General features: G+C 66.4%; 12 protein-coding genes and 1 pseudogene. All 13 read right to left on the bottom strand.

Annotated features, from left to right (window positions below):
* Positions 1-273: pseudogene (locus ACTWQJ_RS30360) on the bottom strand (hypothetical protein); the annotation flags it as partial.
* A gap of 105 nt (positions 274-378) precedes the next feature.
* Entirely contained in the window at positions 379-1068 is a 690-nt protein-coding gene (locus tag ACTWQJ_RS30355) for a hypothetical protein (RefSeq protein WP_443309726.1), read from the bottom strand.
* A gap of 348 nt (positions 1069-1416) precedes the next feature.
* A complete protein-coding gene (locus ACTWQJ_RS30350) occupies positions 1417-2079 on the bottom strand; it encodes a hypothetical protein (protein ID WP_443309725.1) in 663 nt (220 codons plus the stop codon).
* Positions 2080-2081: 2 nt separating this feature from the next.
* Positions 2082-4352: a hypothetical protein gene (locus tag ACTWQJ_RS30345; protein ID WP_443309724.1), complete on the bottom strand. Its 2271-nt coding sequence runs from the start codon at positions 4350-4352 to the stop codon at positions 2082-2084.
* A gap of 11 nt (positions 4353-4363) precedes the next feature.
* Complete coding sequence (locus tag ACTWQJ_RS30340; protein ID WP_443309723.1) at positions 4364-4846, bottom strand: hypothetical protein; 483 nt, start codon at positions 4844-4846, stop codon at positions 4364-4366.
* Between the two features lie 175 nt (positions 4847-5021).
* Positions 5022-6359 carry a type VII secretion-associated serine protease mycosin gene (mycP, locus tag ACTWQJ_RS30335; protein ID WP_443309722.1) on the bottom strand — a complete coding sequence of 446 codons (1338 nt, stop codon included), beginning with the start codon at positions 6357-6359 and terminating at the stop codon, positions 5022-5024.
* Between the two features lie 24 nt (positions 6360-6383).
* Entirely contained in the window at positions 6384-7940 is a 1557-nt protein-coding gene (locus ACTWQJ_RS30330; protein WP_443309721.1) for a translation initiation factor IF-2, read from the bottom strand.
* Positions 7940-8509 (bottom strand): hypothetical protein, encoded by a 570-nt coding sequence (locus ACTWQJ_RS30325; RefSeq protein WP_443309720.1) that lies wholly within the window; start codon positions 8507-8509, stop codon positions 7940-7942. The genes ACTWQJ_RS30330 and ACTWQJ_RS30325 overlap by 1 nt, the downstream gene beginning before the upstream one ends.
* Before the next feature lie 213 nt (positions 8510-8722).
* Positions 8723-10105, bottom strand: a complete 1383-nt coding sequence (locus tag ACTWQJ_RS30320; protein ID WP_443309718.1) for an NAD(P)/FAD-dependent oxidoreductase — start codon at positions 10103-10105, stop codon at positions 8723-8725.
* 491 nt (positions 10106-10596) lie between these two features.
* Positions 10597-11298, bottom strand: coding sequence for a contact-dependent growth inhibition system immunity protein (locus tag ACTWQJ_RS30315; protein WP_443309717.1), 702 nt, complete (start codon positions 11296-11298; stop codon positions 10597-10599).
* A 13-nt stretch (positions 11299-11311) separates the two neighbouring features.
* Positions 11312-11617: an RNase A-like domain-containing protein gene (locus tag ACTWQJ_RS30310; protein ID WP_443309716.1), complete on the bottom strand. Its 306-nt coding sequence runs from the start codon at positions 11615-11617 to the stop codon at positions 11312-11314.
* A 10-nt stretch (positions 11618-11627) separates the two neighbouring features.
* Positions 11628-12287 (bottom strand): hypothetical protein, encoded by a 660-nt coding sequence (locus ACTWQJ_RS30305; RefSeq protein ID WP_443309715.1) that lies wholly within the window; start codon positions 12285-12287, stop codon positions 11628-11630.
* A 45-nt stretch (positions 12288-12332) separates the two neighbouring features.
* Positions 12333-14045: an RNase A-like domain-containing protein gene (locus ACTWQJ_RS30300; protein ID WP_443309714.1), complete on the bottom strand. Its 1713-nt coding sequence runs from the start codon at positions 14043-14045 to the stop codon at positions 12333-12335.
* Positions 14046-14088: the final 43 nt, after the last annotated feature.

The following is a 14088-nucleotide window of genomic DNA, read 5'->3' as shown; positions in this document are numbered from 1 at the left end:
GGGTGGAGGAGGCGCGATGGCCGGCAGCACCGGGCCGCCCGCGCGAAGCCGTTCGATGGTCTGCTCGGCCCGGCGGCGGGCATGCGGGGCGTCGTCGCGTTCGTAGCGGAGCCGGACACCGGCGTGGCCGAGGTTCTCGATGGAGAGCAACCGGTAGCCGAGCTCGTAGGTGATCTCCTCGAGCCGGCGCTTTCTCGACGCGTAGAGGCGGCCGGTCAACAGCTCGACACGGCCGCGTCCGTCGAAGTGCGCGACTATCTCCTCGTCATTCATCAGTCGTCCTCGTAGCGGGGCAGTTCCTCGGGAAAGTCGCGGGGCTGCGGCTAACGAATCGAGGCTAATTCGGGCTGCCCACATCGGAATAACACTGTCATCGAGTCACTGCAAGCCAGCGGGCAACTCCTCCGGCACCGTGGGCTTGTTCTGGCAGTCGAAGGTCTGCGCAACCACGCGGGCAGAATAGAGCAGGTACTTCAGGTGGTTCTCGGCTGTGGTTTCACCCGTGAGGGTGTCGGTCATGGAACCCTCGATCGGCACGCCCGTCTCCTGTCCCGCGGGCGCACCGGGCACCCCACACTTCACGTAGACGGAGTAGCGGTCGGGGGAGTCTCGATCCTTCCAGATCACAAATTTCACGTCGGAGTTGACAGAAATCACGGACTTAGCGTCATAGATTCCTGTTTTCTTACCGAATGGATAGTCGAAAGGAAAGATGGACGCACCGTAGCGGAACGACAAGTAATTCTTGTGGGGCTTCTGTTCCTTCACTACCACCCTACACACTTCGGAACCCATAAAGAAAGGCACCTTATTACTTTGGGAATCCCACGCCCTTGCATCCTCATAGTAATGGTCTTTGGCGCTTTTCAGGTCGCTGGTCTCGGCCAGGCCAGTTTCTCGTACACTACTGCGCTTGACCCATTTGACACCGGCCGCACCCAGCAACACTTCACAGGTTTCCCGTGTACTGTCGGCGGTCTTCTCCGGATCGGCGGACTCTTTCGCGTTACCGGAGCTGCATGCCGTCGACCCGAGCAACAATGTCACCAGCACGGGGGCGGCAAACATCTTTTCCCTACGCATCCTCACCAGCCTCGAGCATCGTCAGTGTCGCTCTGATCCCTCACCTGGTGCGGCGTCATGTGCTCGTCATCCGCGTAGTTCAAGAGCGGTGTCATCGCGTTTCGTGCTCCTCGATCCTTCGCCTCCTCAATCGAATCGATGGCTTCCTGATCGTTGCTGTACTCGTTGTCCTGAAGCCAATCAATCGTTTGCGTTCCCATAACCGTCTCGCCGGCGCCGCCGAGCGTCTCGAAGCCAAGCGGTACAGCAACGTGCGACTGGACGGTCAGGTCCAGGCGGTGCGACGCGCTCGACCTGCCGGACGCCGAACTGGAGCCCGGAGGCGGTCTGCGTTCACGCCTCCGAGGGCGGGCTGAACTTCTGTGGCAAGCCGGCGTCGCCCTCGCAACCGAGCTCCCTAACCATGGCGAGGGAGACCGCGTGCAGGACGTTCAGGTTTTCTTCGCGCACCTTCGCGTCGTCGCTCGACAGGACCTGAGCGTTTGTCAGATCTCCTTCGACCAATACGGGCTTGCTGCCGGAACTGAACTTGCTACTGGAGCACTCCATGTACATGACGGCGTGCGACGGCCTGGCGAGGGCCAGTTCACCCATGTCGTACTGAGTGAACTTCGGCGAGACCGAGGTGGGTACCTCTTCCGAAAGGTAGAAGGACAGATCGGCGCCCACAGTGGCCACGGGGCCGTATGCCGTGCACAGGGGGTACTCCTCGTAGTCGTCGGCCCCATTCACGCGATAGCCGGAGACCAGCGCCCGAGCTGTGTCGGCAAGGCTGTCCTCAGACCCGTTCGACTTGATCTCCTTGCCTCCGACCAGATCCAGGACCGCATTCTTGGCGCTTGCCGAGAGCTGTACCCCGCACAGTGTCGCCGAGGCGGCCGTGGTCTTCGGCTTCTCCGCCTGCTTCTCGCTGTCGCAGGCCGCGAGAGGAGCCGCCAGCGCGACGACAGCGGCCATCGTCGCGGCAAGCCGACTTGTGGGGTTGCTTCTCAGCACGTTCATTCTCCCGTTTGGGGCAACTGCCCCTGCTGGTTCTCACGGTTGATGCCGTCGTTGTAGCCACCGGTCCATGCATCCTCAAGGTCTTGCCCGAAGATGGAGTTGTCTTGGATGTGATGGCTGGCCATGAAGTTCCTGGCCGGCGATTCGGAGTTCGCCCTACCGGCGGTGAAGATGTTCCGGGCCTGCTCCTGCACGTCCTCGCTGCTGTCCTGCTGCTTCGCCTCTGTCCAGTCCCCGATGACGTTGCCGATCTGCTGTTCCAACATGCCCTGGCCCGTGTCGGTCAGCACCGGGATCGCAGTCGCCACAACGCCGACAGCGGCGACCTCAGGCAGGAAGGCCACACCGGCTGCCACCGCCGCCCCCGTACCGAACTGAACCCAGCCGTTGCGCTTCTCCAGAGCGTCGTTGTACTCCTTGTCCGCAGCGACTCCCTCGGCTTTGAGCTGGTCCACCCGCGCCTGGTCCAGGATTCCCTGGCTCTGGGCGCCACTGCGAGTCGCGTCGCGCGCGGGACCCTCATTGATGGAGCCGTCGGCGCCCACCTGCGCTTCCAGCACGCTGGTGGTGTACACCTGCCCGGCGGAGGAGATCTCCGCGTAGGCATCCGGATGCTGTCCGATGGTGCTGAGGAAACTGATGGTGTTGCTCTGACCGAACCTGGCATGCCCGTCGGCTCCCGAAGCGGGCGCGAAGGTGCTGCCCTTGCGATTCTCGTCGAGCCCCCAGTTCAGGTCGTCGATATAGCCCGCCCCCATCCGGCCGAGACTGTCCGAGATGATCGATTGGTCCTTGACGAGCTTGGGGTCGTTGCCGTACGTGCGCACGACCTTCTCCATGATCTTGGCCGAGTCCTCGTCGCGGACCAGCGTCGGGGTTGGGTCGTCCCACGCGTGCCCAAGCGTTGCGGCCTCCAGCGCGTGGCCCAGCGCGTCCACTCCGTGGGCCTGCGCGGAGATCTTCTCGCCGTCGACCGGCCACTGGAACTTCTTGTCCGTGAGCTCGTCAAAGTACGTGTAGCCGAGCGTCGCGCCCTTGTCGACGGCGCCATCCGCGTTGTACACCTTCGGAGTCTCGTCGGCAAAGAACACCTTCGATGCTTCAGGGCTGTGGCCCAGCGCCTCAAGCACGCTCGTCAGCGGGTCGTACCCCGCGCCGACCTTCCCCGAAGGGTTGTATCCGAGATTGGAATCGAGGCCCCCCGTCATGGGCTTGTTCATGGTGAACATGTTGGGGTTCTCGTGGTGCAGTTGGACGATGTGCCCGGCGATGGGGTTGATGAAGTCCGCGTCGTAGTTCCCGTACCGCAGCAGACCACCGAGAACCTGGTACCCGTAGGGTTGGTTGAGCCCGGCGCCCTCGATCTTCAGGCGCTGCCCACCGAGCTTGCGCATCTGGTCACCCCAGCCCGCCGACAGGTGGTTCTCGTGATCCGGGTCGGTGGCGTTGGCCAGTGCCAGGCCCATGGACTGCTGCAGATCCTTGGTCAGGGCCAGGCGAGCCTTGTCGTCACCAGCAGTGCCGTCAAGCGACATGGCACCGTAGAACTCCAGCGTCTTCTGCGGGCCGAGCGCCTTGTAGAAGTCAGTGGCGAACTCGGCGTCGGTCTCCGTGCCGTTGTACTTCATGAGCCGATTGAATTCCTTCAACTCGGCGTTGGTCATGTGCTCGCCCTTCTTGGCAAGCTCCACCGCGCGAGCGGCCTGGGCCTCGTTGAGCGAGTCGTAGTCGGCGTGGCCAGCGTTGTGCACGTCCTTGCCGTGAGCACGGGCGAGAGCAGCCTTCACCGACTGATCGATGTCGTTCGCGCGGCCGAGGCTCGTGCTGATCTCGTCGGCGTAGTACTGACGGGCGGCCGGGTCGTCGTCCTTGTCCGGCGGTGTGCCGGGCGGGATGTATAGGGAAACAGTGACTGTGCAGTCGCCATTGTCGTGGATGGTGAATCCCTTCTTACCAGCCTCAGCCGTCAGGGTTTTCACCTTGCGTTGCAGCGCTGCCAGCTCGCGGTGGGCGTCGTCTAGGACCTGGTAGATGCTGTTCGCCTCGGTGTGGAGGTCTGCGATCTCCTTCGTCGTCTTATTGACGAAGCCACGCGTCACTGTGGCGTTCACACCGGCCCAGCGAGCCTTGTCCGACTTGGCCTTCATGCCCTCGCGGGCGTTGTCCGCCGCGGTCTTGAGCTTGTCGACGGTGTTCTTCCAGTCGGAGACAGCCGTTTCCAGCTTGCCAAAGTCCACCTCGACCAGGTCCATGTACTTGATGGCCACCGGTCCTGCTCCTACTTGAAGTACTTGCTGATCTCGGACACGGACGCGGCGGAGCCATCCCGACTGCGGAGCACGGCCGCGATCTTGGCGTCGTCCTCGGTGTGTAGCTTTTTGCTGAAGTCGAGGTGGTTGGAGATGTGCGCACACGCTTGGAGGACCGTCTTGGCCTGGGATGTCCAGACGTCGACCGTCGATTCCAGGGCACCCCCCATCTCGAAGCCGTGTGACTTCAGCGAGGCGGCGGCCTGCATCGTGGATCCCACGCCGCTCTTGTTCATGCCCGCGCCGGCGATGTCCGTACCGGTGTGGAGGTCCCGGTAGAGGTTGAAGGCGTCATGGCCGACGGCGCCGAGGTCGTCCTGCTTGACCACCAGTTCGTCGGTGGCACCGCCCCCGCTTCCGCCGCCGTCGGCAGGCAGCTGGTTCAGCTGCATGCGTGTCGAGCTCCTCTGAGCTGCGTCGGCCTTGAGCTGCTCCCACTCGTCCCAGGCCATTCCCCCGTGCCCTCCCAGATCCCCATTTCGCGTCAGTCGCTTCTGGCTGATCGCGGAACCTCTCACATTAGTGCCGCTATATCACGTGCCTCATTCGCGCCGACGACCATGGTGACTGATTTTCCGTAGTCGGAGCGGTCTGGTGCGGATCCCTGCTGTCCGTGAGGCGTACAGGTCAGGATGGCCTTCCTGGGCCAGATCGACCGCCGCTGTCTTGTGCGCCGGGAGGTGGCATGAACGTGGGGTCGGCGTAAGGATATTGGCTTGAATAAGTCGGCACTGGAGCCGGTGGCAAGGAGCGCCTGCGCTTGCGGGAGACAGCAGCGATCACGGTCAGTGCTCCCAAGAGAGCTGCGCCGCCGAAGCCCACGGCGATCCACAGCATGGTGTTGCCGCTGCTCTGTCCGGCTTCGTTCGCGGCTACGGCGGGAGTGCTGTCCTCCGATCTGGAAGCCTCAGGTGAGGGGGCCTTCGAGGCTACGGCTGCGAGGTCCGGCAGGGGGTACACGTCGGCCGGACCCGGGTCGCCCGGGTCCTGGAGGGCGATGCGTGGGCGGACGATGCCGTAGCCGATGGAGTCGTTGCGCTTGGCGCCATCCGTAGGGGCGCCGATGGTGTTGAGCATGACGCGGAGGACCTGGTTGTTGGTCCAGGCAGGGTGCTCGGACCAGATCAAGGCGGCGCTGGCGGAGGCCAGGGCGGTGGCGTCACTGGTGCCGTGGCTCCGGCAGAGGCCGGATTCGCTGCCGCAGGGCGCGACCATGTCCTCGCCCGGTGCCGCCATATCCACTTGCGGGCCGTGCTGGGACTCAGCGGCTCGGTGAAGGTCCTTGCCCACTGCTGCCACGCCGACCACTCCCGGCGTGGCAGCCGGGTACATGAGCGGGTTTCCCTCTTCTGCGTCGTTTCCCACACCGGCGAAGATCAGCGAGCCCTTGCCCAGGGCATAGCTCACCGCCTCAGTGAGCTGCGGCGACCCCTCAGTTGCCGCCAAGGAGATGTTGATGACATCGGCTCCTCTGTCCGCTGCAAAGCGAATCGCCTTCGGGGTGATCTCGTTGAACCGCTTGTCCCCTTCAGCCTTGTTGGCTGCTGTATCTCCGGTGGGCACCCGGATGGGGAGGATCTGGGCGCCCGGAGCCAGTCCGAAGGCACCCCTTCCCCCTCCCCATGCACCGGTTCCGGCGATCAAACCGGCCATGCCCGTGCCGTGACCGCTGTAGTCCGTGTGTTCGTCCCCTGGCTGATCCGAGGCGTAATCCTTGCCGGGTAGAACGCGACCCTTCAGGTCAGGGTTGGCCGGATCGACTCCCGAGTCGATCACGGCGACTGTGACGCCCTCGCCCGTGCTGGTCTGCCACATTTGCTCAACCTTCATGGCATCCAGGTGCCACTGCTGCTCACGGGTCGACTCCGCATGAGCCGGAACCCCCGCGACACCCACCAGCAGCATGCCGAGCGCCGCCAATGCTGCAGTTTGGCGATGCCTGTGATGCGTACTGCTGCTGAGCATGAGAGTCCTCTCGCCTTCCTGATGTCAGTCGACGACCGGCGGCACGATGCGACGCCCGTCGCTCTGCCTCCAGGTCTCCTCGTCCTCGGTCGCGAGGCGGTGCTGCCCGTTCCTGTTGTCCGTCCGGGAAGAACCTGGCGTGCTGCGGGGAGGAGCGACACCATTGCGGCCGTCACCAGTCCGCGTGCCGGACGGCACACCTCCGGCGATGCCGCCTCGCGCCGCACCGACACGGCCCGCCGTACCCGAGCCGACAGGTCCGGTCGAGCCCGCTCCCGCACGGCCCGCCTGCTGCTGCGGACTACCGCCGACGACACCGCTGGACGGCGACGAGGTCCGGCGCCCGGAAGTCTGTGCCTGCGGGCCACTCGCGTGCCCGACAGGTCTACCGCTGGCGGTGCTTGGGCCCACCGGGCCAAGAGATGCTGGGCTCCCACCGCCGACGACCAAGCCGCGCGGAAGGGCTCCCGTCGACCTGCCCGCGGAAGGCGTGGCCGGACGACCACCGACGATACCTTGGCCTCCGCCCGGCACACCGGGCACGCCGGGACCGCGTCCGGTGGGCGGGCCAGCGGGACCGGTACCGGGCAGCAAGGGCGTCCGTCCGGTCGCCACAGCACGGCCCACCGGTCCCGGTCCTGTCGGAAGCACAGGTCCCTTTGCGCCACCAAGCGCGGGCGGAAGCAAACCGGTCGGGGACGGTCCTCCGCCCTCAGGGCGAGCGGGCCCGGGCGGGGCCCCTACCGGGCCCGCCGGGTTCCGTGTTACCTCGGGCAGGGTGTCCACCGAGTCGACGTCCATATGGATCTCGGTCGGTGCCGTGATATCCAGCCCTGCTGGGCGCTGACGCGGTGCCACATCAGGCGATGAGGATCCCGACTCACTTGTGCCGACTGCCCCTGCCTGGGCCGCAGAGACGGCGCCGCTCGAAGTGGCCACAGCGCCCTGATTTGCATCTCCTGGGCGAGCCAGAACTTGCCGGTCGTTGACGTCCTCTGAACGCCCCGGCGCGATCGCCTCCGGCGGCGGCGGAAACTTGGGCCGCTCCAGCGCGTTCATCTGCGTGGCCGACAGCGAATACGTCTCCCCCAACTTCCGCATCTGCGCAGCCGCCTGCTGCCGTACTTCCTCCTTGTGCGCCGCCAGTGCCGCGAGTTCGCTCTCGGACTTGGCCGCCACCGCCGCCGCATCCGGATCGTTCCGCGTCGCCCGAGCCGCGTCCAGGTTCGCCTGCGCGCTCCCCGCGTCCCGCGGAATCGACGCCTGCGCCTGGGCGATCGCCCCCGAAGCCTGGCCCAGCCACTTCGCGGCGTCCTCGCTGAAGTCGCCCAGCCGGAGGGTGGAGTTGGCCAGATCGGCGCTCCAGGTGCGGAACGCGTCCGCGCCCTCGCCCTTCCACTCCACCCACTGCGGACGGACCTTCAGCTCCTCGGCAATCTTGCGGATCTCCTTCGCCGCCGTCACCAGCCGGTCGGCCGCGGCCTGGACCGTGCCCGCGTTCGCTCGGTCCAGCCAGGCCAGCATCTGCTCGTGGCTCATGTCCTCGAAGGACGTACCGCCACCAGGGCCCTTGGCCGGCATCAGATCGTTCCTCCCGCGTCTCCTGCGTCTCCCGCGTCGTCGTCGGCCCCGGTCTGAGCGCCGCTGCCCCGGTTCTTGTGCGGAAGCTCGGGATCGTACGCACCGCCGTAGTGCTCCGTCGTCTCCGCGCTGATCGCCGCCATGCGGTCGCGGATGTCGAGGTCGATGTTCTGGTAGCCCTTGTGTGAGGCCAGCACGGCGATGCCCATGCCCTCTATGGAGTCCGAGAGCAGCTTGGAGAGGGTCTCCAGTTCGCTGATGACCGTCTCGTACGCGGTGAACAGACCCGAGGCCTCCGCCCAGTCGCCGTCTCCGCCGCCGAACTGGGTGCGTGCGAGCTGCTCTTGGCCCACCTTCTCCGGGCCGGCCTCCGATCCCTTCAGGCCGCGGATCAGCTCGTCGATGCGCTTCTGGAAGCCGGTGAACGACGAGAGTTCGGTGACCACGTCACTGACGGCGTCCCGCGCCGCATCGAACAGGCCGTACGCCCACGATGCCCCCAGCGCCGATCCGCTCTCGCTCGGTAACACAACGCCCTCCCCGTACAGCAAGAACTGCCCGACGCCCATGGCCGCATCAGAAACTCTAACTGGCAGGAGTGACAGTTCCAGTTCGGCCCGTCGCCAGGAGTGATCGAGATCCGGCCATGCTTGGATCCCACCCAACACCGAAGCGGCGCAAGGCACATGAGCACCCGTACTCACACGGGCGGGACAAGCCAAAAGGGACCGCCCGCACCACGGATGGCAGGCGGCCCCTTCGGGGTGTTCAGCGACCGGAGGTCAGGAGGCCTTGGCCTTCTCCTCCGGCTTGCTCGCGGCAGCGACCGGTGCCGGCTTGGCGGCCTCGTAGAACTCCTCGCGCGGGTGTTCCATCGCGCCCAGGGAGACGACCTCGCGCTTGAGGAACATGCCGAGCGTCCAGTCGGCGAGGACGCGGACCTTGCGGTTCCAGGTCGGCATCGCGAGGCCGTGGTAGCCACGGTGCATGTACCAGGCGAGACGGCCCTTGAGCTTGATCTTCATCTTGCCCATGACGATCATCGCCACGCCCTTGTGGAGGCCGAGCCCGGCCACCGCGCCCTTGTTGGCGTGCGAGTACTCCTTCTGCGGGAAGCCCCGCATGCCGGAGATCACGTTGTCGCCGAGGACCTTGGCCTGGCGGAGGGCGTGCTGGGCGTTCGGCGGGCACCAGGCGTTCTCGTTGCCGGCCTTGCGGCCGATGATGTCCGGGACCTGGGCGTTGTCGCCCGCGGCCCAGATGTAGTCGGTGCCCTGGACCTGGAGGGTCGCCGCCGTGTCGACGTGGCCGCGCGGGCCGAGGGGAAGGCCGTAACGGGCCAGGACCGGGTTCGGCTTGACGCCCGCGGTCCACACGATGGTGTTGGAGTCGACCTCCAGGCCGTTCTTCAGCACCACGTGGCCGTCGATGCAGGAGTCCATGGAGGTGGACAGGTAGATCTCGACGCCGCGGCTCTCCAGGTGCTCCTTGCCGTACTGGCCGAGCTTGGGGCCGACCTCGGGAAGGATCTTGTCGGCGGCGTCGACGAGGATGAAGCGCATGTCCTCACGGGACACGTTGTTGTAGTACTTCGCCGCGTCGCGGGCCATGTCCTCGACCTCGCCGATGGTCTCCGCACCCGCGAAGCCACCGCCGATGAACACGAAGGTGAGCGCCTTGCGGCGGATCTCCTCGTCGGTGGTGGAGTCGGCCTTGTCGAGCTGCTCGAGGACGTGGTTGCGCAGACCGATGGCCTCCTCGATGCCCTTCATGCCGATGCCCTGCTCGGCGAGGCCGGGGATCGGGAAGGTGCGGGAGACCGCGCCGAGCGCGACGACGAGGTAGTCGAAGGGGAGCTCGTACGCTTCACCGACCAGCGGGGAGATCGTGGCGACCTTGCGGTCCTGGTCGATGGTGGTGACCCGGCCGGTGAGCACCTCCGCCTTGGGGAGCACGCGTCGCAGCGGGACGACGACGTGTCGCGGGGAGATGTTGCCGGCGGCGGTTTCGGGGAGGAAGGGCTGGTAGGTCATGTACGACCGGGGGTCGACGACCGTGACGGTCGCCTCGCCGTAGCGCATCTTCTTGAGAATGCGCCGAGCTGCGTACAGGCCTACGTACCCACCGCCTACTACGAGGATCCTGGGACGCTCCGTGGTGCTCATGCCATCGAGTATCCACCCGCCTCGGGGGGGTAGTTCGTGCGCCCCTTCACAAGCTCCTGCAGGCCTTGTGTTACACTCCCCGGCCCACGTGACGCAGGTCATGGTCACGCCCGGGAACCGAGGGGCGGTACGACCCGTTGTCAATGCCGCGTGAGCTGCCTCTCTGAGTCGCCGACCCCCCTGTGAGCCGGTCGAAACACGCTTCCGCGAGAGCCTTCCAGTACACCCCTACAGCAGCCTTCTGAACGCGTTCAAGGGCTGCTGGGCCCCCGGAAGGGGCAACCGGACCCTTTCCGCCCTCCAGCAGGGCCCAATTCCTTGTGAAGAACTTCACGAAGTTTTCCGGCGGGGTGTCGCGAAGGGGCTCACGGAGGCCCTTCGGATGAGCTCATACGCTAACCGACCCGCTCAACTGATGACTACTGGCCAGTAGCAAACGAGACCCGGAACACCTTGCGCGAGCGACCTGCGCCACCGACCGTGCGCCGCCGTCACGGCGGTGCCGCCCCCGGCCCGTAGTCGGGCCGCGGCGTCCCGAGCCGCTCGGCCACTGTGGCCAGCCACCCGCTCGGCGAGTACGGCGTCGGCGGATCGACCTCCATACCCAGTTCGGCAACGGCCAGGGCGTAGTCCGCCTCGTCGAGGTCCAGAGCGAGCAACTCCCGTAGCTCGCCCACGAGACGGGCGACGATCTGCGGATCCGTGGTGGCGGCGTAGTCGGCGACGGCCGCGCCATGAGAATCGTCCTCCGTCCCGAACTCGTCGGGCATGTCCTGCGAGAACCATCCACCCAGGAACTGCCCCAGCTCCGGGAAACGGGCGTGCCACTCCCAGTGGGTGATGGGGACAGACGGAGGCGGCACCTCGCCCTGTTCCACACTGCGCCTGATGTGGTCGGCGATGAGCAGCAGCCAGTCCTGGATGCCGGATTCGGGCAGGCCGACGTCGGGCACCGGGTAGAACTCGCCGAGGCGCAGGCGCAGACTCCCCGGGGGATTACGGGCGTACTCCCGCAGCTGCGCCTCGGCGGTGCCGAGGGCCCAGGGACGGGTGTGCCAGGTGTGCCGCAGGTAGGCGGTGAGGGCAGCGCTCAGGCCGTCCTCCGTGTCGTCGGCGGGCTGCCCGACGTACGCGCGCATGACCTGGTCCAGCTCGCCGTACCGGCGATCGTGCTCGATGGGGCTCATGGGCATAGGACGGCGGCCTCTACAGGTGGATCGGGAACGTGGCGTGCACGACGAAGCCGTGTGGGCGTGTGGTGTCCCGCCTGAGGATCACCCGGACCGCCCGTACGTCGACGGGCTCGCGGCCCGCCAGCATCATCGCCTGGAGCAGGACCCGGCCCACCGGGTCGGGACGGGAGGGCCACGCGGCCTCGATGGTCAGGCGCGGGCGGGTCGACTGGGCAAGCCAGCGATGGATGAGCTGTTCGTTGGCGGTGACGGCCTGTTGGGTGGCCCATTGGGCGGTTTCCCGGTCTGGATAGGTCGCGGAACGGTTCGGTCGGGACACGGAAACGGCCTCAATGTGCTTCGAGGAGGTGGGTGGAGGCGGCCCGCAGGACTTCCCGCAGGATCGGCGGCGTGGCCCAGGGGACCACGGACCTGAGGCCGACGGCGGAGCGGGCGTCCTTGTCGAGCAGCAGAGCCGCGTGCAGCTCCGCGATCAAGGGAGGGAGCAGGTGCGCGCAGCCTCCTGGATGCTCGCTGGTCACACCGGCGAGCACGCCTTCCTCGAAGGTCTCGTACTCATCCGACTCGACCCACCAGGAGAAGTCCCGCAGGCGGGCGTACCGCAGCTCCGCCTCCCAGGGAGACATCGGAAGTACCTCGAAGCGGACGATCCCTTCTCGCTGCGACGTACGCAGCAATGAGGCAGTGTGTGCCAGGAACTCCAGCCGGTCCTGATCCCCGGCGGCCGCGTCGAGTCTCGCGAGAAAACCCGGCGGCAGGTCCCGGTCCGGGGATGTCCTCAGCTCCTCGGCGATGAGGTCGAGGAGGGCTGCCAGCGTGGCGCTCGGCATGGCCCACATCGTTGTGGCGCAGCTGTCCAGTGTTCGGTTGATGCGCGCGATCTCGTCGGCGAACGGTGCCGTCCCGCCTCGTTCGCGTGCCGAGGCGAGGATGTCGACGAGCCTCGCCACCATCCCGTTGTTGAAGACGGCGCCGGTGTAGGCAGTCACGGCCGGCCGCTGCTCCTTTCCGCTTCCAGTTTCTGTCGCCGGACGTCATGCGGTCGGCATGGACGTGAGGACGATGAACGGTGGATCGATACCTCTCTTGTACCGGAGGACAACATTGACGCCGTGCGCGTCGGTCGCCTGTGTCTGCAGTCCGTGTGCGTCGTAGGCGGTCCGCGTCATGGTGCGCCCCGTCACCTCGCTGAAGGTCTTGTCCAGGGTCAGGGTCGATCTCTCGTTGGGGACAGGTTCCTGCTCCAGCCGGTCGAGCCAGCGCTCGATCTTCTCGGCGTTGTCGATGTCGTCAAGGGTGGTCTGAGTGAGTCGTTGCGCGGAGGCCAGGTCCGTGAACGACGATGCCGCCAGCGGCCGTACCGATCCGTCGGGACGGACGACCTGCTGGTCCCTGAGCCGCTGCGCGAGCTGCTCGTCCGTCTTGCCGACGTGTTTGTCCACGCTGTGGCCGCCGTAGAGGCCCTCCGCGTTGGCCAGGTCGATCGGGTAGAAGTGGTTCTTCTCGTCGGCGTCCGTCGTGTACTTGTGCTCCTGCTTGAATTCGTTGAGCGCCCGTGCGCCGAAGGCCTCGGCCCGCGCTTCCTCCGCGGCGTAGGTCGGCGCGCTGCGATGTGCTTCGTCCAACGCTCCCATGAGTGCATCGAGCTGGGGTGTGAGCGCGTTGACGCGGCGGTTGTAGGCCTCTACGACGGCGTTCAGGGCGGCCGTGTCGATGTTGAGCGTGATCTCCGCACCGAGTTCCGCGGCGCCTGTGGCAAGCCCCTTCAGAAAGCGGCCGACTCCCTTCGCACCTTCCTTGACGTCGTTGAGGTCGACGCCGTCACTGAGGTCGATCTTGCCGACGGCCTCTCTGACCGCCTCCATGTAGATGTCCCACACCTTGCCGTTCAGTTCGACGGCGGCCTCGGCGAACTCGCGCAGGAGGTCGCTGACCTTCCTCGCGGTGTCGAACAGGACGGTCATCACCGGATGGCTCGCGGTCTGGCCGACGGCGCTGTTGTGCTTCCACTCGTAGCCTTCCCGCCTCTTCCCCCAGTCCGTCGTCCCCCACAGCGAGCTGCAGAACTTCCGCATCGCGTCGTGCCACTCGCTGTTGCTCTGCTGCGTGATGCTGCCGACGAGCCCGGTCAGACCGCTCTCCGTGATGGACAGCGCCATGGTCGTATTCGAACAGGCATGGGACAACGAGTTGAGGTAGTGCTGCTGTGGGAACGGGTAGACCTCGGCAACCTTGCCCCAGCGGAACGCATGCTCCAGCAGCGGACGGATGACATGCCACACCACGTCCGGGATCCACTCCAGGATGGTGCGGATGAAGTCGTCACCGCCGTCGTCGTCGCCCCACTTGAGGTCCGGCACCGAGCCGTAGTCGGGCACCTTGTCGATGACGACCGGCGGCGGCTGCGTCTGCGCGACGGTCTGGCCCGAGGCGTCGTTGGCAGCCTCGGCCTTGGCGTAGTTGTTGGCCGTCGTCGCGAAGCCGACGGCCGCTCCTCCGATGCTGACCACGGACTTCGCCCACACGTCGAGGAAGCGGTTGCCGACCTTGACGTAGGCGGTCGCGAAGGCCCGTGCCGCGGTCCCGTGGCCGCCCGCGTCCGGATACTCCTTGAGGGCGGTGACGAAGTCCTTGGCCGCCTTGTCGAAGGGCGTCTGCTGCCCGGCGAAGCCGCCCGCCACCTGGTGCAGGTTGGACGGCTTGACGTCGATGGTGCCGCCGCCCTGCGGCGTCGGCGGGGTTCCCATCAGGCCCCTCCCCAGCCGTGCAGCACCGCCCGGTGGGCGGCCG

Source organism: Streptomyces sp. KR55 (assembly GCF_052245645.1).
Lineage (GTDB): Bacteria > Actinomycetota > Actinomycetes > Streptomycetales > Streptomycetaceae > Streptomyces > Streptomyces flavusporus.
The sequence above is the reverse complement of the archived record's forward strand: the minus strand, read 5'-3'. Positions and strand labels throughout refer to the sequence as shown.

What these genes read in the sequence shown, in the direction of transcription:
- ACTWQJ_RS30355 (WP_443309726.1), bottom strand. Translation starts at nt 1,068, where the DNA reads ATGTTTGCCGCCCCCGTGCTGGTGACATTGTTGCTCGGGTCGACGGCA.
- ACTWQJ_RS30340 (WP_443309723.1), bottom strand. Translation starts at nt 4,846, where the DNA reads ATGGCCTGGGACGAGTGGGAGCAGCTCAAGGCCGACGCAGCTCAGAGG.
- mycP (WP_443309722.1), bottom strand. Translation starts at nt 6,359, where the DNA reads ATGCTCAGCAGCAGTACGCATCACAGGCATCGCCAAACTGCAGCATTG.
- ACTWQJ_RS30330 (WP_443309721.1), bottom strand. Translation starts at nt 7,940, where the DNA reads ATGCCGGCCAAGGGCCCTGGTGGCGGTACGTCCTTCGAGGACATGAGC.
- ACTWQJ_RS30325 (WP_443309720.1), bottom strand. Translation starts at nt 8,509, where the DNA reads ATGGGCGTCGGGCAGTTCTTGCTGTACGGGGAGGGCGTTGTGTTACCG.
- ACTWQJ_RS30320 (WP_443309718.1), bottom strand. Translation starts at nt 10,105, where the DNA reads ATGAGCACCACGGAGCGTCCCAGGATCCTCGTAGTAGGCGGTGGGTAC.
- ACTWQJ_RS30315 (WP_443309717.1), bottom strand. Translation starts at nt 11,298, where the DNA reads ATGCCCATGAGCCCCATCGAGCACGATCGCCGGTACGGCGAGCTGGAC.
- ACTWQJ_RS30300 (WP_443309714.1), bottom strand. Translation starts at nt 14,045, where the DNA reads ATGGGAACCCCGCCGACGCCGCAGGGCGGCGGCACCATCGACGTCAAG.